Origin of the sequence: Candidatus Pelagibacter sp. Uisw_092 (assembly GCF_047729545.1) — a bacterium.
Taxonomy (GTDB): domain Bacteria; phylum Pseudomonadota; class Alphaproteobacteria; order Pelagibacterales; family Pelagibacteraceae; genus Pelagibacter.
This window is the reverse complement of record NZ_CP159824.1, coordinates 1,227,183-1,247,815: the sequence shown is the minus strand read 5'-3', so window position 1 is coordinate 1,247,815 and position 20,633 is coordinate 1,227,183. Positions and strand designations below refer to the sequence as shown.

26 protein-coding genes are annotated in these 20,633 nt (G+C 29.0%); 15 read left to right on the top strand and 11 right to left on the bottom strand.

The features are described from left to right. Window positions 1-11: 11 nt before the first annotated feature. The 5 genes from mnmE to hemE form a co-directional block, all read right to left on the bottom strand. A complete protein-coding gene (mnmE, locus tag ABXT63_RS06940; RefSeq protein WP_415320833.1) occupies window positions 12-1,343 on the bottom strand; it encodes a tRNA uridine-5-carboxymethylaminomethyl(34) synthesis GTPase MnmE in 1,332 nt (443 codons plus the stop codon). Between the two features lie 65 nt (window positions 1,344-1,408). Next, complete coding sequence (gene rho / locus ABXT63_RS06935) at window positions 1,409-2,677, bottom strand: transcription termination factor Rho (RefSeq protein WP_415320832.1); 1,269 nt, start codon at window positions 2,675-2,677, stop codon at window positions 1,409-1,411. Window positions 2,678-2,742: 65 nt separating this feature from the next. Continuing rightward, window positions 2,743-3,177, bottom strand: coding sequence for a protoporphyrinogen oxidase HemJ (hemJ, locus tag ABXT63_RS06930; protein WP_415320831.1), 435 nt, complete (start codon window positions 3,175-3,177; stop codon window positions 2,743-2,745). Continuing rightward, window positions 3,170-4,204: a ferrochelatase gene (gene hemH / locus ABXT63_RS06925; protein WP_415320830.1), complete on the bottom strand. Its 1,035-nt coding sequence runs from the start codon at window positions 4,202-4,204 to the stop codon at window positions 3,170-3,172. Before hemH ends, hemJ begins: the two co-directional genes overlap by 8 nt. Then, window positions 4,205-5,206: a uroporphyrinogen decarboxylase gene (hemE, locus tag ABXT63_RS06920; RefSeq protein WP_415320829.1), complete on the bottom strand. Its 1,002-nt coding sequence runs from the start codon at window positions 5,204-5,206 to the stop codon at window positions 4,205-4,207. A 285-nt stretch (window positions 5,207-5,491) separates the two neighbouring features. Between hemE and ABXT63_RS06915 the strand changes: the two genes are divergently transcribed. From ABXT63_RS06915 to dnaQ, 5 genes are read left to right on the top strand one after another with little or no spacing between them, the layout of a single operon-like run. Beyond that, window positions 5,492-6,316: a pyruvate, water dikinase regulatory protein gene (locus tag ABXT63_RS06915; RefSeq protein ID WP_415320828.1), complete on the top strand. Its 825-nt coding sequence runs from the start codon at window positions 5,492-5,494 to the stop codon at window positions 6,314-6,316. Beyond that, window positions 6,309-6,896: a Maf family protein gene (locus tag ABXT63_RS06910; RefSeq protein WP_415320827.1), complete on the top strand. Its 588-nt coding sequence runs from the start codon at window positions 6,309-6,311 to the stop codon at window positions 6,894-6,896. The genes ABXT63_RS06915 and ABXT63_RS06910 overlap by 8 nt, the downstream gene beginning before the upstream one ends. Next, on the top strand, window positions 6,893-7,729 hold the full coding sequence (gene aroE, locus ABXT63_RS06905) for a shikimate dehydrogenase (protein ID WP_415320826.1): 837 nt from the start codon (window positions 6,893-6,895) through the stop codon (window positions 7,727-7,729). Before ABXT63_RS06910 ends, aroE begins: the two co-directional genes overlap by 4 nt. Beyond that, the gene (gene coaE / locus ABXT63_RS06900) at window positions 7,726-8,295 is read left to right on the top strand and encodes a dephospho-CoA kinase (protein ID WP_415320825.1); all 570 of its coding nucleotides are present in this window, start codon (window positions 7,726-7,728) and stop codon (window positions 8,293-8,295) included. Before aroE ends, coaE begins: the two co-directional genes overlap by 4 nt. A 1-nt stretch (window position 8,296) precedes the next feature. Then, window positions 8,297-8,968, top strand: coding sequence for a DNA polymerase III subunit epsilon (dnaQ, locus tag ABXT63_RS06895; RefSeq protein ID WP_415320824.1), 672 nt, complete (start codon window positions 8,297-8,299; stop codon window positions 8,966-8,968). Here the strand turns inward: dnaQ and ABXT63_RS06890 are convergent. Together ABXT63_RS06890 and ABXT63_RS06885 are read right to left on the bottom strand one after the other, a co-directional pair. Continuing rightward, complete coding sequence (locus tag ABXT63_RS06890; protein ID WP_415320823.1) at window positions 8,961-9,383, bottom strand: protein-export chaperone SecB; 423 nt, start codon at window positions 9,381-9,383, stop codon at window positions 8,961-8,963. The two genes, dnaQ and ABXT63_RS06890, sit on opposite strands and share 8 nt — an antisense overlap. After that, on the bottom strand, window positions 9,367-9,789 hold the full coding sequence (locus tag ABXT63_RS06885; protein WP_415320822.1) for an FxsA family protein: 423 nt from the start codon (window positions 9,787-9,789) through the stop codon (window positions 9,367-9,369). Before ABXT63_RS06885 ends, ABXT63_RS06890 begins: the two co-directional genes overlap by 17 nt. 58 nt (window positions 9,790-9,847) lie before the next feature. Between ABXT63_RS06885 and ABXT63_RS06880 the strand changes: the two genes are divergently transcribed. Together ABXT63_RS06880 and ABXT63_RS06875 are read left to right on the top strand one after the other, a co-directional pair. After that, window positions 9,848-10,441: a Tim44/TimA family putative adaptor protein gene (locus ABXT63_RS06880; protein ID WP_415320821.1), complete on the top strand. Its 594-nt coding sequence runs from the start codon at window positions 9,848-9,850 to the stop codon at window positions 10,439-10,441. After that, entirely contained in the window at window positions 10,442-10,978 is a 537-nt protein-coding gene (locus ABXT63_RS06875) for a Smr/MutS family protein (protein ID WP_415320820.1), read from the top strand. Window positions 10,979-10,982: 4 nt separating this feature from the next. Here the strand turns inward: ABXT63_RS06875 and hslU are convergent, their stop codons facing one another. Both hslU and hslV read right to left on the bottom strand, forming a co-directional pair. Further along, window positions 10,983-12,350, bottom strand: coding sequence for an ATP-dependent protease ATPase subunit HslU (gene hslU, locus ABXT63_RS06870; protein ID WP_415320819.1), 1,368 nt, complete (start codon window positions 12,348-12,350; stop codon window positions 10,983-10,985). Next, entirely contained in the window at window positions 12,350-12,865 is a 516-nt protein-coding gene (gene hslV / locus ABXT63_RS06865) for an ATP-dependent protease subunit HslV (protein ID WP_011281633.1), read from the bottom strand. Before hslV ends, hslU begins: the two co-directional genes overlap by 1 nt. Window positions 12,866-12,956: 91 nt before the next feature. Here hslV and hisB point away from each other — a divergent pair, with 91 nt between their 5' ends. From hisB to ABXT63_RS06830, 7 genes are read left to right on the top strand one after another with little or no spacing between them, the layout of a single operon-like run. Next, window positions 12,957-13,547 carry an imidazoleglycerol-phosphate dehydratase HisB gene (gene hisB / locus ABXT63_RS06860; RefSeq protein WP_415308327.1) on the top strand — a complete coding sequence of 197 codons (591 nt, stop codon included), beginning with the start codon at window positions 12,957-12,959 and terminating at the stop codon, window positions 13,545-13,547. A 5-nt stretch (window positions 13,548-13,552) separates the two neighbouring features. Next, window positions 13,553-14,179 (top strand): imidazole glycerol phosphate synthase subunit HisH, encoded by a 627-nt coding sequence (hisH, locus tag ABXT63_RS06855; protein ID WP_415320818.1) that lies wholly within the window; start codon window positions 13,553-13,555, stop codon window positions 14,177-14,179. 2 nt (window positions 14,180-14,181) lie between these two features. Next, a complete protein-coding gene (hisA, locus tag ABXT63_RS06850) occupies window positions 14,182-14,901 on the top strand; it encodes a 1-(5-phosphoribosyl)-5-[(5-phosphoribosylamino)methylideneamino]imidazole-4-carboxamide isomerase (RefSeq protein WP_415320817.1) in 720 nt (239 codons plus the stop codon). Next, window positions 14,894-15,649, top strand: a complete 756-nt coding sequence (gene hisF, locus ABXT63_RS06845; protein ID WP_415320816.1) for an imidazole glycerol phosphate synthase subunit HisF — start codon at window positions 14,894-14,896, stop codon at window positions 15,647-15,649. The genes hisA and hisF overlap by 8 nt, the downstream gene beginning before the upstream one ends. A 2-nt stretch (window positions 15,650-15,651) precedes the next feature. Continuing rightward, the gene (gene hisE / locus ABXT63_RS06840; RefSeq protein ID WP_415320815.1) at window positions 15,652-15,957 is read left to right on the top strand and encodes a phosphoribosyl-ATP diphosphatase; all 306 of its coding nucleotides are present in this window, start codon (window positions 15,652-15,654) and stop codon (window positions 15,955-15,957) included. Next, complete coding sequence (locus ABXT63_RS06835; protein WP_415320814.1) at window positions 15,957-16,322, top strand: HIT domain-containing protein; 366 nt, start codon at window positions 15,957-15,959, stop codon at window positions 16,320-16,322. Before hisE ends, ABXT63_RS06835 begins: the two co-directional genes overlap by 1 nt. Continuing rightward, window positions 16,319-16,822: a GNAT family N-acetyltransferase gene (locus ABXT63_RS06830; protein ID WP_415320813.1), complete on the top strand. Its 504-nt coding sequence runs from the start codon at window positions 16,319-16,321 to the stop codon at window positions 16,820-16,822. Before ABXT63_RS06835 ends, ABXT63_RS06830 begins: the two co-directional genes overlap by 4 nt. 4 nt (window positions 16,823-16,826) lie before the next feature. Here the strand turns inward: ABXT63_RS06830 and ABXT63_RS06825 are convergent, their stop codons facing one another. After that, on the bottom strand, window positions 16,827-17,381 hold the full coding sequence (locus ABXT63_RS06825; protein WP_415320812.1) for a LolA family protein: 555 nt from the start codon (window positions 17,379-17,381) through the stop codon (window positions 16,827-16,829). Beyond that, window positions 17,381-19,471, bottom strand: a complete 2,091-nt coding sequence (locus tag ABXT63_RS06820; RefSeq protein ID WP_415320811.1) for a DNA translocase FtsK 4TM domain-containing protein — start codon at window positions 19,469-19,471, stop codon at window positions 17,381-17,383. The genes ABXT63_RS06825 and ABXT63_RS06820 overlap by 1 nt, the downstream gene beginning before the upstream one ends. 64 nt (window positions 19,472-19,535) lie before the next feature. Here ABXT63_RS06820 and ABXT63_RS06815 point away from each other — a divergent pair, with 64 nt between their 5' ends. Continuing rightward, on the top strand, window positions 19,536-20,633 hold the full coding sequence (locus tag ABXT63_RS06815; RefSeq protein ID WP_415320810.1) for an FAD-dependent monooxygenase: 1,098 nt from the start codon (window positions 19,536-19,538) through the stop codon (window positions 20,631-20,633).

The window sequence follows — 20,633 nt, the reverse complement described above, 5'->3', positions numbered from 1 at the left end:
TTAAATGTTGATTATTTGCCGATGCAAAAATCATTGAAAATACTACCTAATATCTCTTCAACATCTACTTTTCCAACTATCATTCCCAAATGTCGTGTTGCTAAACGAAGATCTTCCGCAGCTTTGTCAAAATCTTCGGCTTCATTTTTTTCTTCAAATTTTTTCAAATGATTTAAGCTTTGTTCAAGATGCTGTCTGTGTCTTTCACGAGTAATTAAAATATCTTCACTTGTGATAAATTTATTTCTTAATTTGTTTTTAATTTTTAAAATTAAATCTTCTATGTTGAGATTGTTTTTTACCGAAATTAAAACATGTTCAAAATTTTTTATTTCAGAACTTAAATCTTCTTTTAAGAGATCAGATTTATTAACTACAAGTATTGCATTTTCATCTATCAATTCTTTTAAAACCCCTTTAAAATCAATGCTTTTGGCGTCTATAACGATCAGCTTTAGATCTGCATTTTCAGCTTTATCAAGTGCTAATTTTATTCCTTTTTTTTCTATTTCATTTTTAGAATCTCTAATTCCTGCTGTGTCAGAAACAACAACTGGATAACCATCAATATTTAAATGCGTCTCGATTACATCTCTTGTTGTTCCGGCTATTTCTGAAACGATTGCTGCATCTCGATTGGAAAGATGATTTAGTAAACTAGACTTTCCAGCATTGGTTGGTCCTATGATTGCAATCTTAAAACCTTCTCTAATTCTTTCACCAACCTTCTGATCATCTAAAATTTTTTCTATATTTAAAATTACCTCATTAGAAATTTTTTTAATATTTTTCAAAATGTCTTCGGGCAGGTCTTCATCTGGAAAATCTATTTTTGCTTCAACGTGTGATAAAATTTTTAAGAGTTTTTCTCTTAAGCTATTAAATTTATCTGCAGATTTTCCATTCATAGTTTTTATTGCTTGTTGTCTTTGGATTTCAGTTTCTGCAGAAATTAAATCTGCAATACTTTCTGCTTTCAGCAAATTTATTTTTCCATTTTGAAATGCAAGTTTTGTAAATTCACCTGCTTCGGCTAGACGACAATTTTCAACGATTGAAATGGAGTGGTGTAGGGCATCAATTACTGCTTTACTACCGTGTATATGAAATTCGGCCATATCCTCGCCTGTGTAGCTCTCAGGGCCTGGAAACCACAATATTATACCCTCATCTATAAGCTCAGAAGTGTTGATTTTGTTGATTTTTCTTAGTGTAGCAACTCTTGGTTTTGGAAGTGTTGCATTGGTTAATAGTTTTATTACTTCTTTAGTGTCTTCTCCTGAAACTCTAACAATAGCTATTCCAGAAATTCCTGGGCCGGTGGAAAGAGCATAAATTGTCATGCAAATATTATAACTTCAATTTTGTAGTTCTGTAAAACTTTAAATTAATTAGTAGGAGACTTGTACTAAGCTGGCTTGTTCATGGAGCTAAAGAAATCTGCATTACTTTTTGTTTCTTTAAGTTTTGAATTGATAAACTCAATTGCATCCATAGTTCCCATGGGGCTAATAATTCTTCTTAAAACGTTCATTTTTGAAAGATCATCTTTATCAAATAAAAGTTCTTCTCTTCTTGTTCCAGATTTAGTTATATCGATTGCTGGGTAAATTCTCTTCTCTGCAATTTTTCTATCAAGAACTGTTTCACTATTTCCGGTTCCTTTAAATTCTTCAAAAATAACTTCATCCATTCTAGATCCTGTATCGATCAAGGCAGTTGAGATAATTGTTAAAGACCCACCTTCTTCAATATTCCTTGCGGCACCAAAAAATCTTTTTGGTCTTTGTAATGCGTTTGCATCCACACCACCTGTTAAAACTTTACCAGAACTTGGTATCACAGCATTGTAGGCTCTACCCAATCTCGTGATTGAGTCCAATAAAATTACTACATCTTTTTTATGTTCGGTTAATCTTTTTGCTTTTTCAATTACCATTTCTGCAACAGCAACGTGTCTTGAAGCGGGTTCATCAAACGTAGAGCTGATAACCTCACCCTTAACCGTTCTTTTCATGTCAGTTACTTCTTCTGGTCTTTCATCAATCAATAAAACCATTAAATAACTTTCTGGATAATTTTTAGCAATTGAGTTTGCAATGCTTTGTAAAATCATTGTCTTACCCGCTTTGGGAGGTGAAATAATTATCGATCTTTGACCTTTTCCAATTGGACTTACAAGATCAATTAGTCTTGGTGTTAAATCTGGTTTTTTTTCTATCTTGGTTGTCTCAACTTCCATCACCATTTGTTTGTCTGGGTAAAGTGGGGTTAAGTTATCAAACGCAATTTTATGACGAGCCTTTTCTGGTTCTTCAAAATTTATTTTCATTACTTGTAATAATGCAAAATATCTTTCTCCTTCTTTAGGAGCCCTTACAGGACCCTCAACAGTGTCTCCCGTTCTTAAACCAAATTTTCTTATTTGGCTTGGACTAACATAAATATCATCTGGTCCAGCTAAATAATTTGATTCCATTGCCCTTAGAAATCCAAACCCATCTTGTAATAGCTGCAAAACTCCTGCTCCAGTTATTTCTTCTTTTTCGGCAACTTTTTTTAATATGGCAAATAAAATTTCTTGCTTTCTAAGCGTACTAGCATTTTCAATACCAAGCTCTTCTGCTTGTGTAATTAATTGTTCAGACGATTTTAGTTTAAGTTCTTGTATATTCATGGGTGGGGGGGGTTAAGATTTTGTTAGATAGTATAAATATATATACTCTTTTAAGTATTACAAGCTTAGATGGGCTTAAAAACAACAATAAAAACAATCAAAATAAGCAATATTGTTGGTACTTCGTTAATTATTCTAAAAAACTTAGAGGATTTAGTATTTTGATCTAAATCAAAATCACTAAGAAGTTTGGATAGGTAAAAATGATATAAGGTTAATAAAATCACTAACAATAATTTTAGCTTAATCCAAGTTGCAGAAAAAATTTCAAATCCTAAAGAAGAAATTAAAACTAGTCCAAATACCCAAGTTAAAATCATTGCTGGTGTCATGATATAAAAATATAATTTCCTTTCCATTGTTTTAAATATTAGAGAAGTGTTTTTATCTTTTAAATTTTCAACATGGTAAACGAAAATTCTGGGTAAGTATAAAAGTCCTGCCATCCAGGAAATTACTGCGATTAAATGTAGGCTCTTAAATAATAAATAACTATTCATAATTTAAACAGGGGCATTTTTTAAAATTGGAAGGACACTGTATTTTTGGTGGATAAAGGTTCTCATTAATTTTATATTCATTTTTTTTAATTATTAATTCTGACATTGCCTTAATAAAATCTTCATTAATACCAAGCGCCGGAACTCTTGTATAATTTTTGCATCCATTAGCATCTGCTATTTCTTTATACTCTATATCAAGCTCAACGAGTGTTTCTGAGTGCTCAGAAACAAATGCAATAGGAACTAAAACTATGTGTTTGCCAATCTTGGAATTTTCAATGATTATATTTTCTGTTGATGGTCCTATCCATTTCAATGGGCCAACTCGACTTTGATAGCTCAACACCCAATCTAAATTTTCAATATTTAAACTCTCAACTATTTTTTTTACTGATTGTTCCACTTGCCATTGATATGGGTCACCTTTCTTAATATTTTTTTCTGGCAATCCGTGGGCGGAAAATATTAGTTTGAAATTTTTAAGGTCTCTAATTTTTTTTATAATCTCCTTTGTGTGAGCGTTAATAAAATTTTGGTCTGTTGGATAACAACAAATTGTGGATGTTTTAACGTAATAGTTATTTTTTTTACAAACACTTTTCCACTCTTTAATTGAAGACCCGGATGTTGCAGCAGAGTATTGGGGATAAAGTGGCATTAAAATAATTTCGTCTGGGTTATATAATTGAACATTTTTGATCACGTCTTTAGCTCTTGGATTCCAGCATCTCATTACAATGAAGCACTTGTATTCGTCTTCTGTTTGGGTTTGATTTAATTTTAATTCTAAAGCGCTAGATTGTTCTTTGGTTAGTTTTAGTATGGGTGATGACCCACCAAGTTCCTTATAAATTTTTTTGGCAATAGGGGCTCTTCTATTTGAAATTATTTTTGCTAGAGGGTACCTTAAAAGTGTTGGTAAATTTAAAATCGCCGGATCATTAAATAAGTTAAATAAAAAGGGTTCAACATTTTCTATTTTATCAGGACCCCCAAGATTAAATAAGATAATCGCTTTTTTCATTTAATAATCATTTACCATCTTCACTAAATAATCAACCATATCAGGTTTTGTTTCTGGTAAAACCCCGTGCCCTAAATTAAAAATATAGGGGTGATCTTTAAAAGTATTCAAGTATTTTAAAGCCTGCTTTTTTAAATTTTCTATGTCTGTTAATAAAACCTTAGGATCAAGTCCTCCTTGGACGGGTATATTAATTTCTTTACATATGGAGATAGGGTTTACGTCATAATCAATATTAACAGCATCGGGTTTAACAATATCACAATAATTTTTATAATTTTTTACTCCTCTTGGAAAACAAATTACTGGTATGCCCAATGACCTCACATACTCAACTAAGCTTAATGTTGGAATATATACGTAGTTTGGTAAATCTTTCTCTTCTAGTAATCCCGCCCAGCTATCAAAAATTTGAATTATTGTTGCACCATTTTTTATTTGATGATCAATATGTAGTTTTAAGAATTTTTCTAATATTATTAAAATTCTATTTATTAAAAATTCATCCTTAAAGAAGTCTTTTATTAATTTTTTTTTTGGTGATTGTTTATTAATCATATAAACTAATAATGTCCATGGTGCTCCAACAAATCCTATTAAGTTTTTATTTTTAATTAAATTATTTTCACTTACTTTTTTAATCGATTTATAAATTGGATATAGTTTTTCTATAAAATCAATCTCATCAATTTTAGATATTTGATCTAAATTCAGCGGCCCTAGTTGTGGGCCATGATTTTTTTTAAATTCTACTTTCTGATTTAACCCATGAGGTAACATTAAAATATCCGAAAAAATTATTGCAGCATCTAACTCAAATCTTTTTAGGGGCTGTAAAGTAATCTCTGATGATAAGTTTTCATTTAGACATAAATTAATAAAATTTGGATTTACTTTTCTAATTTCTCTAAACTCTGGAAGATACCTTCCTGCTTGTCTCATTAACCATATTGGAGTATTATTTGTTTTCTTGTTTATTATAGTCTCTTGAATGGGGGTCATAATAATAAGTAAATATTTAATTATAGTATTAGTTATATAGTATGTGAATAACGGTAATTAATAGTTTTACACATTTTATACACGATTTATTAACAATTAATATTTTATACAAATGAACTATCTTGTTTAAATTGGGCCTTTATTTATTATTATTAGATAAAATGTATATTAAAACTTCACATGTTTATTAATGTTTATAAAAACAGGGTTTTACAGAGAAAAATAAAAAACACCAGTATTTTTAAAAAATGATAAAAATAATACTTAATTATCAACATTTTATTCATGACTAATACATATCAAATATTTCTTATTTCTGATTCCACTGGCGAGACTCTCGATAGAGTCTTTTTAGCAATTAAGGCACAATTTAAAAATATTGAATATGATGTTAAGTCATATTTTTTTACAAGGACAGAAAATCAAGTTACTAAAATTATCGAAGAAGCAAAAAAAAAAGAAAACTCAATAATTTTGTATACAATTGTTGATAGCAGTCTTGCTAAATTTTTAGCAAACAAAAGTGATGAAAAAAAAATTCCCTGTTTTGGTGTTTTGGGAAATTTAATACTGAGTTTTTCAAAACTATTAAATCAACAAGCCTCACACGTCCCAAGCGGGCAGCACGCACTTAATGAAGAATATTATGAAAGAATAGAGGCAATTCAATTTACAATGAATCATGATGATGGAAACCTGGTTGATGAGCTGCATAAGTCAGACCTTATTTTGTTAGGGGTTAGCAGAACAAGCAAAACACCAACCTCGATTTACTTAGCAAATAAGGGCTTTAAAACATCAAACATTCCTCTTGTTAACAAGAGATCAATACCAGAAAGTTTAAAAAAAAACCCAAAAATGACCTGTGTTGTTGGACTAACAACTGAAGCAGAAAGGTTAGTTGATATAAGAAAAAATAGAATGATCACTTTGAAAGAAAGAGAAAACACAAACTACACAGACATTCAAAAAATTAAAGAAGAAGTCGAGGAAGCAAAAAAAACATTTAAAAAATACAAATGGCCAACAATAGATGTCACCAGAAAATCAGTTGAAGAGACAGCCGCATCAATAATTAAAATTCACGAAATATATAAAAACAATGGTTAATAAAATAATACTTGCATCAAAAAGTGGAATAAGAAAAAAAATTTTAGATAAGAACAAAATTGAATGTAGGGTCGAACCTGCAAATGTTGATGAAGACGGAATTAAAGAAAGTTTATTAAAAGAAAAAGCAACATCAACGATTATTTCAAAAAATTTAGCTGAGCTAAAGGCAAACAAAATTAGTCAAAAATTTATTGATGAGATGGTTTTGGGTGCAGACAGTATAATAGATTTAAACGGTGAAATTATCTCGAAGCCAAATGATAGAGCTGAGGCTTTAAGTATATTAAAAAAGCTTAATGGTAAAACTCATCAATTAGTAAGTTCAGTTTGCATATCAAAAGGTGGCTCAATGATATGGAATTATACTGACAAAGCCTCCTTAACCATGAAAGAAATGAGCAAAGAGGATCTCAAAGTTTACCTGGCAAAAATAAGTGATGAAGAACTATATGCTTACAATGTTTATCAAATTGAGGGTGAGGGCAGATCCTTGTTTACCAAGATAGACGGAGATGAAGACACTATAATGGGTTTACCCATAAAAAAAATTAAAGAGTATTTAAATAATTATAGATGAAGAAATATTTAGTTATAGGAAATCCAATTGAGCATTCACAATCACCACTGATACATAACTATTGGATGGAAAAATATCGTTTACTCGACAGTGTTTATGAAAAAAGAAAAATAGAAAAAAAAGATTTAAAAGATGTAATTAAAGAACTTAAAGATGAAAAAATAGCTGGTGTGAATGTCACCGTGCCATTTAAAAAGTCAATTATCCCCTATATAGATGAACTGGATCAGACTGCTAATAATACGCAATCAGTAAATACTCTTCATAAAGAGGACAATAAAGTTGTTGGATATAATACAGATACTTTGGGTTTTTTGAAAACTATTCATGATCATTATAATTTTGCAACCACTGAACTTGCTGTAGACGCACCTATTAGAAATTTTTTTATTTTAGGAGCTGGAGGAGTAACTCCATCTATAGTAGCTTCTTTACAATTTTTAGTTGGGAGATCCCCAGGTGTAATTTGGGTTAGCAATAGGAGCAAAAATAATGCAAACCAATTAAAAAAATTATTTCCAAAAATTGAGCTAATAGAATGGGGAGAGTGCCCTTCTGTTTTTTGTGATATAGTAGTTAATACTACTAGTGTTGGTTTAAAAAAGGATGATAAAATAAATATAGACTTCACTGATGTTGATAAAAAGACACTATTTTATGACTTAATTTATAGCCCCAAAGAAACAAAATTCTTAAGAGATGCCAGACTAAGAGGCAACAAAACTATCAATGGTCAAATGATGTTTTTAGTGCAAGCAAGAGAAGCATTCAGAATTTGGACTAACATAACACCCGAAATTGATGATGAGGTAATTAGGCTTTTAAACAAATGATTAGAATAGGAATATTAGGAGATATAGGATCTGGTAAAAGTTATGTGGCCAAGAGCTTTGGTTTCCCCGTATTCAATGCTGATGTTGAGGTAGGCAAATTATATAAAAAAGATAAAAAAATTTTCAATAAGTTAAAAAAAACTTTACCAAAATATATTTATTCATTTCCCATAAGGAAGTATGAAATCTCCAAAGCGATATTAGCCAATAAATCTAACTTAAAAAAGATTGTTAAAATTATTCATTTAGAAATAAGAAAAAAAATGAATACATTTTTAAAAAAAAATAAAAACAAAAAGATTACAATTTTAGACATTCCTCTCTTTTTAGAAAATAAAATTAATAAAAAAAATGACATTTTGATATTTGTTGAATCTAAGAAAATAGATACGCTGAAAAAATTAAAAAAAAGAAAAAATTTTAACCTAGAACTTTTAAACACATTTAAAAAGATTCAACTACCACTTGATTATAAAAAAAAGAAATCTCATTTTATTATTAAAAACAATTTCACTGATAGGCCTGTTAAGATGAATATAAAAAAAATCCTCAAAAAAATTTTATAAGATGAAAGAAATTATATTAGACACAGAAACAACAGGCCTATCAGTTAGTGAAGGTCACAGAATAGTAGAAATTGGATGTATTGAGTTAAATGATTTAATTCCTACTGAAAATAAGTTCCACTGTTACCTCAACCCTGAAAGAAAAGTTTCTGAAAAAGCACTTGAGGTCCATGGCTATACAGATGAATTTTTATCTAACAAAAAAAAATTTTCAGAAATAGTGGATGAGTTTCTAAATTTTATAGAAAATAAAAGATTAGTAATTCATAATGCCGAGTTTGACTTATCTCATTTGAATAACGAATTAGCATTGCTGGGTAGAAAAAAATTGAATAGTGAAAATACTATAGATACTCTTGTAATGGCTAGAGATAAATTTCCTGGATCACCCATAAGTCTAGATGCTTTGTGTAAAAGATATAGAGTAGATAATTCTAAGCGAACACAACACACTGCTCTTATTGACTGTGATTTATTAGCCAAAGTTTACATTAATCTTCTAGACCAAAAAGAGCCAACCTTAAATTTTAAAAATGAAGAGAATATAAAAACAATAATAAACTCAAACAATACGAATCAATACTATAAAAAAATTATTAAACCTTCAGAAGAAGAGCTTAATCTACATAAAGAATATTTAAAAAATACTCTGAAGAAAAATTTTTTTAGTTAGATCTCTGTTTATACAAATTTGTAAAATCTATTTTTTTATCTAGACTAACCTCTGGAAAACCAGAATTGTGTAGTAAATTTAAAAAAGTTTTTTCTAAATTCGGATAAATTTTATTTTGCACATCACACAAAATAATTTTCTCTAGGTCTTCTTTACCCTCTACTGTCTCATTGATTTTAATAATAGAAACGTAAACTATCTCAAAATAAGATCTTTTTTCGTTTAATTCCTTATCTTCAAATTTTAACGTGGTATTCACTTCAATCATTTTGTCTTTAAGAGCTTTTGAGTTGATATCTATGTTAAGATTATACTTTGCAATATTTTCCTTAACAAAAATATATGTTTGAATATCTGGTGTTTCGCTGGAAATATCTTTTACAAATTCTGCTAGAATTTTAAAATTTTCTGTCATCTTCATCTTTTATATCTTCAAATTCACCGTTAATAAAATCTTGTTTTTTATTATTTGTCTTTTGTTTAGTTGATACTCTTTTAAAAATCAATTTTCGTGTTGGTGGAAATATTATTAATAAACCCACCAAATCCGTCGCAAACCCTGGCAAAATTAAAAGCAAGGCCGCAAAAGTTAAAGCTGCTCCTGAAATTATTTCATAAACTGGGATCTCATTTTTTACAAGCTGAGACATCCCAGCTTTCAAAGTGTTAAAGCCTTCATAACGTGCATAAATAACACCAAAAAAAGCAGTAATAAAAATAAGTAAAATAGTATTAAAGGCACCTATTTGAGAGCCTATTTTGATAAATAAGTAAATTTCAATAGCTGGAATACCAATTAATAATAATAAAAATGTGTTCATTTGTCTTTATTCTAAATTGCTAGTTGTAATTAATCAACATAGTAAATATTAATAGTTTATGAGTTACAGTTTTGAGTATATTGACATTATTCTTTTGGCAATGATAGCTGGTTTTATCTTTCTTCGTTTAAGAGGAATACTAGGAAGAAAAACTGGTTTTGATGGAAAAGTGCCTACACAATTGGAAAAAGAATTTCAAAAAATAAAAGTAAGCTCAAGACCTACCAATGAAAATTTTGAAAAGGAAGCACAAGAAGATTTTTTAAAAGGTGCAAGAATTGCATACGAAACTATTATTACAGATTTTAGTGATAGTGATAATAAATTAATAGCTAGTAAACCACTTTTGAGTAAAAAAATTCATGATCAATTTATAGAAGCTCTTTCGGATAGAGAAAACAAAGGTCAATTTGCTGAAATAACTTTTATAGGAATTAAATCAGCTGTAATTAAAAATCATAAAAAAATAGAATATAGTTTAGAAGTTACAGTAGATTTTGTTAGTGAAATTATAACCTGCATAAAAGATAAAGATAAAAAGATAATTGTAGGAGATAGTGAAAAAATTAAGACAGTTTATGATACGTGGGTTTTCTCAAAAGATATAAAATCATCAAATCCAAACTGGTTGTTAATTGATACTATTACATAATTGATCAAAAAAATTTCAGATAAAGATAAAGAAGATTGGGAAAATTTTTTAAAAGATAAAAAAAATTCTTCCACCAAGGATTTAGTAAAGAGAACTATTTCAAAAATTAAAAAAACTGAAAAAATTTTGTATAAAAACAAGAAAGATTGGGAAAATTTCTTAAAAAATAATGAGAAAATACCCAACAAAGATTTTATTAATAAAAACAATATAAGACAGGAAAAAATAAAAAAAATAGACCTTCATGGTTATACGATCGATGAAGCAAATAAAGCTGTACAGCAATTCGTTACAAAATGCTTTGATGAAAATGTAACTAAAATTATAGTGATTACAGGTAAAGGCCTCAGATCTAAAAATGTTGAAAACCCTTATCTTTCAAAAAATTTAAGTATATTAAAATATTCTGTCCCAGAATTTATTGAAACAAACATGAGTTTAATAAAAATGATAATAGAAATTAAAGATGCAAAGATTGAGGATGGTGGAGGTGGTGCTTTCTATATTTATCTTAAAAATAAATTTAAGATAAGATAATTCACTAGAGGATAAATTTAGATAAATCTGTGTCTTTTACCAGCTCATCTAGATTTTTTCTAACATACTCAGAGTTAATTACAATTTTTTCACCAGCTCTATCTGTTGCTGTAAAACTAATATCATCTAAAATTCTTTCAATAATAGTGTGTAATCTTCTTGCTCCAATATTTTCTACAGTATTATTAACTTCTGAGGCCATAGTTGCGATAGCATCTATTCCATCTTCTGAGAATTCTAATTCTACATTTTCAGTTTTTAAGAGAGCCACATATTGTTTGATTAAACTATAATCTGGCTCCTTAAGAATTCTTTTAAAGTCGTCACTAGTTAAAGCTTCAAGCTCAACTCTTATCGGAAGCCTACCTTGTAGTTCGGGAAGTAAGTCTGAAGGTTTTGCAAGTTGGAATGCTCCTGAGGCAATAAATAAAATATGGTCCGTTTTAATCGTACCATACTTTGTGCTCACAGTTGTTCCTTCAATTAAAGGAAGCAGATCCCTTTGCACCCCTTCTCTGGAAACATCTCCACCTGATCTATCTGTTCTTCCAGAAATTTTATCTATTTCATCCAAAAAAACTATTCCATTATTTTCTGTTGAATCTTTTGCTGATTTTATAATTTTATCTTCTTCTATTAACTTATCAGCTTCATCATTAATTAAAATTTCATGAGATTCTTTGACAGTCATTTTTTTCTTCTTTTGTTTATTTCCAACTGATTTTCCAATCATCTCACCAATGTTTATCATCCCAATGTTCGCCCCAGGCATTCCAGGAATTTCAAATGAAGCTTGAGAGCCACTGTCATTTACAGCTATTTCAATTTCATTATTGTCTAAATCACCATCTCTTAATCTTTTTCTAAAGCTTTCTCTTGTAGCAAGACTTGCTTTATTTCCAACCACAGCATCTAAAACTTTTTCTTCTGCTAATTTTTGAGCTTTTGCATGAATCTCTTTTCTTTTCTTTACTTTTTCCATTGCAATAGCAATTTCAAGTAGATCTCTTATAATTTGCTCAACATCTCTTCCAACATACCCAACTTCAGTAAATCTTGTGGCTTCTACCTTTACAAAAGGAGCTTCAGCTAACTTAGATAGTCTTCTAGAAATTTCTGTTTTTCCAACTCCTGTTGGCCCGATCATTAAAATATTTTTAGGTAAAACTTCATCCTTCATTTCACCTTTTAAAGCCTGCCTTCTCCATCTATTTCTTAAAGCAATGGCAACTGCTTTTTTAGCTTTATTTTGTCCAACAACATATCTATCTAACTCAGAAACTATTTCTCTAGGTGATAAAGAACTGACTAAAGAGTTATCTTTCTTTTCAGTTTTTTCTTTTGGAAAAGGAGTAACGTTTGTATCTTTCATTAAATTTTTTCAATTTTAATATTATTATTAGTGAATACACAAATTTCAGATGCAACTTGAATAGCTTTTCTTGCAACTTCTTCAGCACTCAAATCTGTATCTAATAAAACTTTAGCAGCAGCCAAAGCATAATTTCCACCTGATCCTATACCTATAGCATCACCCTCTGGCTCTAACACATCACCAGTTCCTGAAATTATAAAACTATTTTCTTTGTCACCAATAGCCATTAAAGCTTCCAGTCTTCGTAAATATTTGTCTGTTCGCCAATCTTTTGCTAACTCGACAGCTGCTCTTGGAAGATTACCAGCATGCTTTTCAAGTTTTGCTTCTAGTCTTTCAAACAGAGTTAATGCATCTGCAGTTGATCCAGCAAACCCAGCTATTACATTTCTTTTTTCAATTTTTCTAACTTTTGCAGCAGTGCTTTTTATAACAGTATTGCCCATACTAACTTGGCCATCTCCTGCAACCACCACTTCATTGTTTTTTCTAATAAGCACTATTGTAGTCATAGATTATAAATGGATATTAATTTTTATTCTTCAAGTAGTAGATTGCAAATATTGATATAGTTAATTAATCCCTATATACATATTATATATTATGAGCAGAATAGGAAAAGTTTCCAGAAAAACAAAAGAAACCAGCATTAGTGTTGAAGTTAATATTGATGGCAAGGGTCAATATAAAATTGATACTGGAATAGGTTTCTTAGATCATATGCTTGAACAATTATCAAAGCATTCACTGATTGATTTAAAAGTTAAAGCAAAAGGTGACACTCATATAGATCTTCACCATACAACAGAAGACACTGGAATAGCAATAGGTGAGGCTTTAAAGAAGGCTCTAAAAAATTTTGCAGGAATTAGAAGGTATGCTCATGCAATGATTCCAATGGATGAAACATTAACACGAGTTGCAATCGATGTTTCAAATAGACCTTATTTAATATGGAAAGTTAAATTAAAAGTGGAAAGACTTGGAGAGATGGACACAGAGCTTTTTAAGGAATGGTTTCAAGCATTTTCTCAATCAGCAGGAATAACACTCCACATGGAAAATATTTATGGAGACAATAGTCATCACATAATCGAGTCTTGTTTTAAAGCTTTAGCAAGGTCATTAAGAACAGCATTAGAAATAGATCCTAGAAATAAAAAAAGCATTCCATCAACTAAAGGCTCATTATAAGTTTAATGAATGTCACAATTGTTGATTATAACTCAGGAAACATCAGCTCTGTAATAAATTCCTTTAAAGAAGCCGCTAAAGCCAAGGTTAATATTGAAGTAACTTCGGATTTAAATAAGATTAAATTAAGCGATAAGATAGTTTTGCCGGGGCAGGGATCGTTTAAGAGCTGCGTTGATGCATTAAATGGCATAGACGGCTTAGTAGAAACACTTAATGAATTTGCAATTACTAATAAAAAACCTCTTCTTGGAATTTGTGTTGGTTTACAGATGTTCGCAGACCTTGGCTATGAAGAAACAGAGACTAGTGGTCTGGGTTGGATTTCTGGAAAAGTATCAAAAATCGATAATCAAAATAATAAATTCAAACTTCCACACATTGGTTGGAACGAAATCTATATTATTAAAGAAAGCAAGATTTTTAAAGACATAGAAAATAAATCACACATGTATTTTGTACACAGCTACGAATTTATTCCAGAAGATAAAAATGTAATTTCAGCAACAACGGAATATTCATCAAATATTGTTTGTTCTGTTGAAAAAGAAAATATCTTTGGAACCCAGTTTCACCCTGAAAAGAGTGATAAAATTGGACTAAAAATAATAGATAATTTTATTAGGCTTTGATTATGAAAATATTTCCAGCGATAGATATCAAAGATAAGAAATGTGTAAGATTAATCAAAGGAGACTTTAATAATAAAACTGAATATGAAATGTCACCGGTTGATCAAGCTGGTAAATATAAAGATCATGGTTTTAAAAATTTACATATTGTTGATTTAGATGGTGCCCTAACTGGAGAGACAGTTAATCTGGACGTTATTAAAGAAATAGTTAATAAATTTGATTTAAAAATTGAAGTGGGTGGAGGTGTTAGAACCATTGATAGCATTAAAAAATATGCAGATGTAGGGATTGAGAAAGTTATTTTAGGAAGTGCAGCTATAAAAGATAAAAATTTTTTAAAAGAGGCTTGTCAAAAATTTCCAAATAAAATTGCATTAGGTCTAGATGCTAAAGATGGATACTTGTCAGTTTCAGGATGGAAAAAAAACTCTAATCAATTGACTTTAGATTTTTTAAGAGAAGTGAATGATTATGGTGCTAGCAGATTAATTTATACAGACATAAATAGAGATGGCACCAAACAAAGTCCTAATTTTGAAGAGACAGCTAATGTTGCTGATGTTTCTAAATGCCCAGTAATTATCTCTGGAGGTGTGTCTTCGATAGATGATATCAAAAAAGCGAAAGGTTTAAAAAATATTGAAGGAATAATAGTTGGTAAAGCTATATATGATGGTGATATTAAATTAGAAGAATTAGCGAAAGAATTAGATGCTTAAAAATAGAATTATTCCATGTCTAGATGTTAAAAATGGGAGAGTTGTTAAAGGAATTAATTTTGTAGATTTAAAAGATGCTGGTGATCCAGTTGAGCAAGCTAAAATTTATAGTGATGGTGGTGCTGATGAGATTTGTTTTTTAGATATTACCGCTTCTAACGAAAATAGAGATACAATCTATGATGTAGTTGAAAGAACATCTAAAAAATGTTTTGTACCCTTAACAGTTGGTGGAGGGGTTAGAGATGTTGATGATATTAACAAATTATTAAATTGTGGTGCAGATAAAGTGTCAATTAACACTGCAGCAGTTCAAAATCCTGAAATGATAATTGAAAGTTCAAAAAAATTTGGATCACAGTGCATTGTTGTTGCAGTAGATGCTAAAAAAAATGGCAATAAATGGGAGGTTTTTACTCATGGTGGGAGAAATAATACAAACTTAGATGCAATAGAATTTGCAAAAAAAATGGAAGATAGTGGAGCGGGGGAATTACTAGTAACTTCTATGGATAGAGATGGCACTCAAATTGGTTATGATAATGACTTAATGTTTAAAATATCATCGATTGTTAATATACCTGTGATTGCCTCAGGTGGAGTAGGTAACTTAGATCATCTAGTTGATGGTATAAAGTTAGGAAATGCTAGTGCTGTACTAGCAGCTTCAATATTTCATTATGGAACACACTCAATTAATGAAGCTAAACAATATTTGAATTCAAAAGGAATTCCCGTTAGGATTTAATTATGTCAGAAAATCTATTAAATTTAGTAAATACAATTAGAGACAGAAAAAATAAGGATGAAGATAAATCTTATACCTCTTCACTATTATCGGGTGGCCTGTCTAAGTGTATAAATAAAATGGAAGAAGAGTTTGGAGAACTTAAAGAGGCCCTAAATGATAAATCTAACATAGCACATGAAGCAGCAGATACAATTTATCATATATTAGTTACGCTAGAGGCAGCTGATATTAAGTTTGAAGATGTCCTGAAAGAGCTGGAAAATAGAAAAAAACAATCAGGTATTGAAGAAAAAAATAATAGATAATGATTTACGACAAAAATAATATTTTTGCTAAAATTTTAAGAAAAGAAATTCCATGTAAAAAAATATTTGAAAATAACCATGTTCTTTCTTTTCATGATATTAATCCTCAAAAAAAAATTCATGCACTAGTTATTCCAAAAGGTGAGTACATTGATTTAGATGATTTTAACAATAGAGCTTCTGATCAGGAAATAGTTGCGTTAAGTAAAGCTATTACGAAAGTTTCAAAAATATTGGGTATGTCAATAGACATGGGTAAAGGTTATAGAGCTCTAACAAATTTGAGCGAGAATGGTGGTCAAGAGGTTCCACATTTACACTTCCATTTGTTTGGAGGAGAAAAAATTGGAAAAATGGTTGAGTGACAGAAAAAATTTATCGAAGTTATTTAGAGATAAGATCTCCAAGTGAATTAAAAGAAGTTAAGAAACCATCAAAAGATTGCGTTGTACAGCTTGCCGACTCAAAAGATTTTCAATTAAACAAATTTTTTTATAAAAATATTGGTAAAAATTGTCAGTGGATTGATAGACTTACCTGGACAGACTTAAATTGGATAGATTATATTTCTAATGATCAGTTATTTACCTATATCCTTAAAGACAAAAATGAAATAGCTGGCTACTTTGAACTATTATTTAAAAAACAAATCAATGAAGTCGAAATTGCTTATTTTGGTGTTTTAGATGAATATTTTGGAAGAAAATTGGGTGGATATTTGTTAAGTGAGGCAATTAAAAATTCATTTACTATGGGTTGTGATAGAGTTTGGGCTCACACTTGCTCTTTAGATCATAAGAATGCATTGAAAAATTATTTAGCAAGAGGAATGAAGGTTTTTAAATCTGAAATCTTAATTAGATAAATAATTAATTATAAGCAGGGAGTAAAAAAATTTTATTATCTATTTTTTGGTTTTTTTTCACAGATGAAATGAAAGTGATTGATAAATTTTGATAAATATCTTCAGTTTGCCAGCCAACTAGATTTGAATTCTTGTTGTCAAAAAAAATATTAATTTCATTATTTTTTTCAAAGATTCTAAAATTTATGTATTTATTTTCAATATCTCTTGGTTCTAAGTCACTTATTTTTGATATCAAATATTCTTTATTTAATAAAAATTCTAAAGGAGTTTTGTTAAGTGGATATCTATAGTAGCTTCCACTATTGATAATTTTAATTACTAAAGATTTTCCATTGGAAACTATAATTTTTTTGTTAGGTCCATCATACTGACAGAAAATTTTTTTGGGATATGATATTATGCATTTTCCATTTTCACGTTTATTATTAATTGTTTGTATAAAATTAAAGCTTAAATTATTAGTTAGCTTCATTTGGGAAATTATTCTTGCTTTTGTTGAGGAATAGGCCGTACTGGTAAAAATGAACATTATTAAAATTATAATTGTTCTAAACATTAAAGAACATCTCTTTTCCCAACATGATTTGCATTGCTAACAACTCCATCAGCTTCCATCATATCGATAATTCTTGCAGCTCTATTGTATCCTATCTGTAATTTTCTTTGTAAAAAAGAAGTAGAAGCCTTACCTTCAGATCTAATAATATCTAAAGCGGCTTGGTATAATTCATCTTTATCTGCAGTTTTGGATAAATCTCCATCCATCTCTTTTTCATCATTAAAATTTAAGACTTCATCTATGTAATCTGGTTCTGCTTGGCTTCTTAGATAGTTATTAACTTTTTCAATTTCAGTTTCAGAAACAAAAGGAGCATGAATTCTTACAATTCTATTGGCCGAAGACATATAAAGCATGTCCCCTTTACCAAGCAATTGTTCTGCGCCTTGTTCGCCTAAAATTGTTCTACTATCTATTTTAGAAGTTACTTGAAAGGATATTCTCGTAGGAAAATTTGCTTTAATAGTCCCAGTAATGACGTCAACGCTTGGTCTTTGAGTAGCCATTATAATATGAATTCCAGCAGCTCTTGCCATTTGGGAGAGTTTTTGAATATAGCTTTCTATTTCTTTCCCAGCAACAAGCATTAAATCAGACATTTCATCCACAACAACAACGATGTAGGGCATAGCTAAAGCATGTTTTTTATTATAACCATCAATATTACGAACTCCTTCTTTGGTCATAAGTCTGTATCTATTCTCCATTTCTTTAACAACCCACCCTAAGACAGAAGCAGCTTTTTTAGCTTCTGTAATTACAGGACAGAGTAAATGAGGTATCCCCTCATAAGTTGATAATTCAAGCATTTTAGGGTCTATTAGTATAAATTTACATTTGTCCGGTGTGTGTCTGTAAAGCAAAGAAAGAATGATAGTATTTATACAAACAGACTTACCTGATCCAGTAGTACCTGCAATTAATAAATGAGGCATCAAAGCTAAATCACCTATAATTGGAATACCAGAAATATTTTTACCTAGAGCAATTGGCAACTTAATATCTTTTTTGTTGAAGTCATTATTTGAAAGTATTTCACTTAAATAAACATTTTCACGAGTTGAATTAGGGAGCTCTATACCAATTGTACTTCTTCCAGGTATAGTGGCGATCCTAGCAGACTCAGAACTTGTGTTCCTGGCAATGTCATCTGAAAGATTGATAATTTTTGAAACTTTGACACCAGCTGCAGGCTCAAATTCATTTAGCGTTACTACAGGACCATGGCTAACTTTTTTAATATTACCACTGACACCAAAATCTAAAAGAATTTTTTCTAAAAATTCACTATCAACATAATCTTCCTCTCTTAATTTCCCCTTATCTTTTTGAGTAGGAATTTTAAGTAAATTAATTGTGGGTAATTTAAATTTAACATTTTTATTATTTAATTTATTATCATTTTTAATAAAAGGTAAATCCTCCTGAATAAAACTTCTAATCTCATCTTGAGGTATAAACTCACTTATTATCTCATTTTTATTAGTATAGTTTTTTTCATTTTTTTTAAAAATAAACTTAAAAATTTTTTTTATTATTCTATAAAAAGAATTGATCTTAAAGTGAATACTAAATAAAAATAAAGTTAAAATGATAAAAATAGATATATAATAAGAAAGTTGAGAATTAATATTGATTAGAGAAGTTAAAAAAGTTGCTTCTAAATACACTCCAACAAATCCACCGTTACCGTTAATATAAAGATTGAAAGCAGTAGGATAAAAAAAAGAAAAAAATAAAGAACCAAAAAAAGAATAAAGAACAATATAGAAAATAGCCTCTAATATTAAAAAAATTCTTTTATTTAAAACAATATTTATTCCAGACATTATAAGAGTTAATGGAATTAATAATGATATTAGACCAAAGGTTTGAAAAAAAAGGTCAGCTGTAAAACTTCCATGAAAACCTAGTAAATTTTTAATCTTAGTATTATTTGGAAAAATAAAATTTGGATCATCAGGTGAAAAGCTTACAAGTGAAATTAATAAAAAAAAGGCTATTATAACAATACCAATGCCACAAACCTCTATAATTCTATTAATACCAAAATTAATTGTGTTGTTGGCTAATTTTCTAAATTCCATAAATTAATGAGTCTAATTAATCACTTTGTATCATCTAATTTTTATTGTTAAAATTAAAATTATTATGAATGTTTGTATTATAGGTGAAGGTCTTACAGCTCTATCTTTGGCTAAAAGCCTTATAAATAAAAAAATAAATGTTCATTATTATCATAAAAGTAGGATTAAAAATCTTTCTACCAATAGAACAATAGGAATATCTAAAAGTAATTTTGAATTTTTTACACAAGAAATTTTTCAAATACATAAGAAAAATTATTGGAAGATAAAAAAAATAAAAATCTGCTCAGAAAAACTTAAAAATAAAAATATTTTAGAATTTGAAAATAATGAAGATGATTTATTTTATATGATAAAAAATTATGAACTTTATAATTCCCTAAGTACCAAAATGTCAAAAAATAAATTTTTCAAAAAAATTATAATAAAAAAAGATCATCAATATCAAGAAATTATTAATAAAAGAAATTATGATCTAATAGTTAATTGTGATTCAAATAGTCCTTTAACTAAAAAATATTTTTATAAAAAAATTGATAAAGATTATTATAATCTTGCTTACACCTCAATATTAACGCATGAGGAAATAGATAATAATACTGCAATTCAAACCTTTACGAAGTCTGGACCAATCGCATTTTTGCCAATTTCAAGAACACAAACCTCAGTCGTATGTTCTTTAGAAATCAAAGATATTAAATATAGTGATAGCGAAGTAATAGATTTAATAAACAAACACAATCCTAAATATAAAATAAATAAAATTTTTAAACTAAGCAGGTTTAAATTGGGCTCATCAAGTTTAAGAAATTATTACTATAAAAATATTTTAGCATTCGGTGATATACTACACAGAATACACCCATTAGCTGGACAGGGATTTAATATGACAATTAGAGATATCAAAATCTTATCAGAAATAATTCAAAATAAAATTGATTTAGGTTTGCAGCTTGATTTATCAATTTTAGATGATTTTGAAAAAAAAACTAAAATTAAAAATTTTATTTTTTGTAATGGTATAGATTTTATTTATGAAGTATTTAATGCTGATAAAAAAATTCAAAATAAAGGTTTTAATAAAATTTTAAATATTGTTGGAAAAAATAAAAATTTAACTAACTATTTCATTAGACTCGCAGATAGAGGATTAAACTTTTAA

Excerpts from the sequence above, each read along its gene's own strand:
- mnmE (WP_415320833.1), bottom strand. The coding sequence starts at position 1,343 with ATGACAATTTATGCTCTTTCCACCGGCCCAGGAATTTCTGGAATAGCT.
- rho (WP_415320832.1), bottom strand. The coding sequence starts at position 2,677 with ATGAATATACAAGAACTTAAACTAAAATCGTCTGAACAATTAATTACA.
- hemJ (WP_415320831.1), bottom strand. The coding sequence starts at position 3,177 with ATGAATAGTTATTTATTATTTAAGAGCCTACATTTAATCGCAGTAATT.
- hemH (WP_415320830.1), bottom strand. The coding sequence starts at position 4,204 with ATGAAAAAAGCGATTATCTTATTTAATCTTGGGGGTCCTGATAAAATA.
- hemE (WP_415320829.1), bottom strand. The coding sequence starts at position 5,206 with ATGACCCCCATTCAAGAGACTATAATAAACAAGAAAACAAATAATACT.
- ABXT63_RS06915 (WP_415320828.1), top strand. The coding sequence starts at position 5,492 with ATGACTAATACATATCAAATATTTCTTATTTCTGATTCCACTGGCGAG.
- ABXT63_RS06910 (WP_415320827.1), top strand. The coding sequence starts at position 6,309 with ATGGTTAATAAAATAATACTTGCATCAAAAAGTGGAATAAGAAAAAAA.
- aroE (WP_415320826.1), top strand. The coding sequence starts at position 6,893 with ATGAAGAAATATTTAGTTATAGGAAATCCAATTGAGCATTCACAATCA.
- coaE (WP_415320825.1), top strand. The coding sequence starts at position 7,726 with ATGATTAGAATAGGAATATTAGGAGATATAGGATCTGGTAAAAGTTAT.
- dnaQ (WP_415320824.1), top strand. The coding sequence starts at position 8,297 with ATGAAAGAAATTATATTAGACACAGAAACAACAGGCCTATCAGTTAGT.
- ABXT63_RS06890 (WP_415320823.1), bottom strand. The coding sequence starts at position 9,383 with ATGACAGAAAATTTTAAAATTCTAGCAGAATTTGTAAAAGATATTTCC.
- ABXT63_RS06885 (WP_415320822.1), bottom strand. The coding sequence starts at position 9,789 with ATGAACACATTTTTATTATTATTAATTGGTATTCCAGCTATTGAAATT.
- ABXT63_RS06880 (WP_415320821.1), top strand. The coding sequence starts at position 9,848 with ATGAGTTACAGTTTTGAGTATATTGACATTATTCTTTTGGCAATGATA.
- hslU (WP_415320819.1), bottom strand. The coding sequence starts at position 12,350 with ATGAAAGATACAAACGTTACTCCTTTTCCAAAAGAAAAAACTGAAAAG.
- hslV (WP_011281633.1), bottom strand. The coding sequence starts at position 12,865 with ATGACTACAATAGTGCTTATTAGAAAAAACAATGAAGTGGTGGTTGCA.
- hisB (WP_415308327.1), top strand. The coding sequence starts at position 12,957 with ATGAGCAGAATAGGAAAAGTTTCCAGAAAAACAAAAGAAACCAGCATT.
- hisH (WP_415320818.1), top strand. The coding sequence starts at position 13,553 with ATGAATGTCACAATTGTTGATTATAACTCAGGAAACATCAGCTCTGTA.
- hisA (WP_415320817.1), top strand. The coding sequence starts at position 14,182 with ATGAAAATATTTCCAGCGATAGATATCAAAGATAAGAAATGTGTAAGA.
- hisF (WP_415320816.1), top strand. The coding sequence starts at position 14,894 with ATGCTTAAAAATAGAATTATTCCATGTCTAGATGTTAAAAATGGGAGA.
- hisE (WP_415320815.1), top strand. The coding sequence starts at position 15,652 with ATGTCAGAAAATCTATTAAATTTAGTAAATACAATTAGAGACAGAAAA.
- ABXT63_RS06835 (WP_415320814.1), top strand. The coding sequence starts at position 15,957 with ATGATTTACGACAAAAATAATATTTTTGCTAAAATTTTAAGAAAAGAA.
- ABXT63_RS06825 (WP_415320812.1), bottom strand. The coding sequence starts at position 17,381 with ATGTTTAGAACAATTATAATTTTAATAATGTTCATTTTTACCAGTACG.
- ABXT63_RS06820 (WP_415320811.1), bottom strand. The coding sequence starts at position 19,471 with ATGGAATTTAGAAAATTAGCCAACAACACAATTAATTTTGGTATTAAT.
- ABXT63_RS06815 (WP_415320810.1), top strand. The coding sequence starts at position 19,536 with ATGAATGTTTGTATTATAGGTGAAGGTCTTACAGCTCTATCTTTGGCT.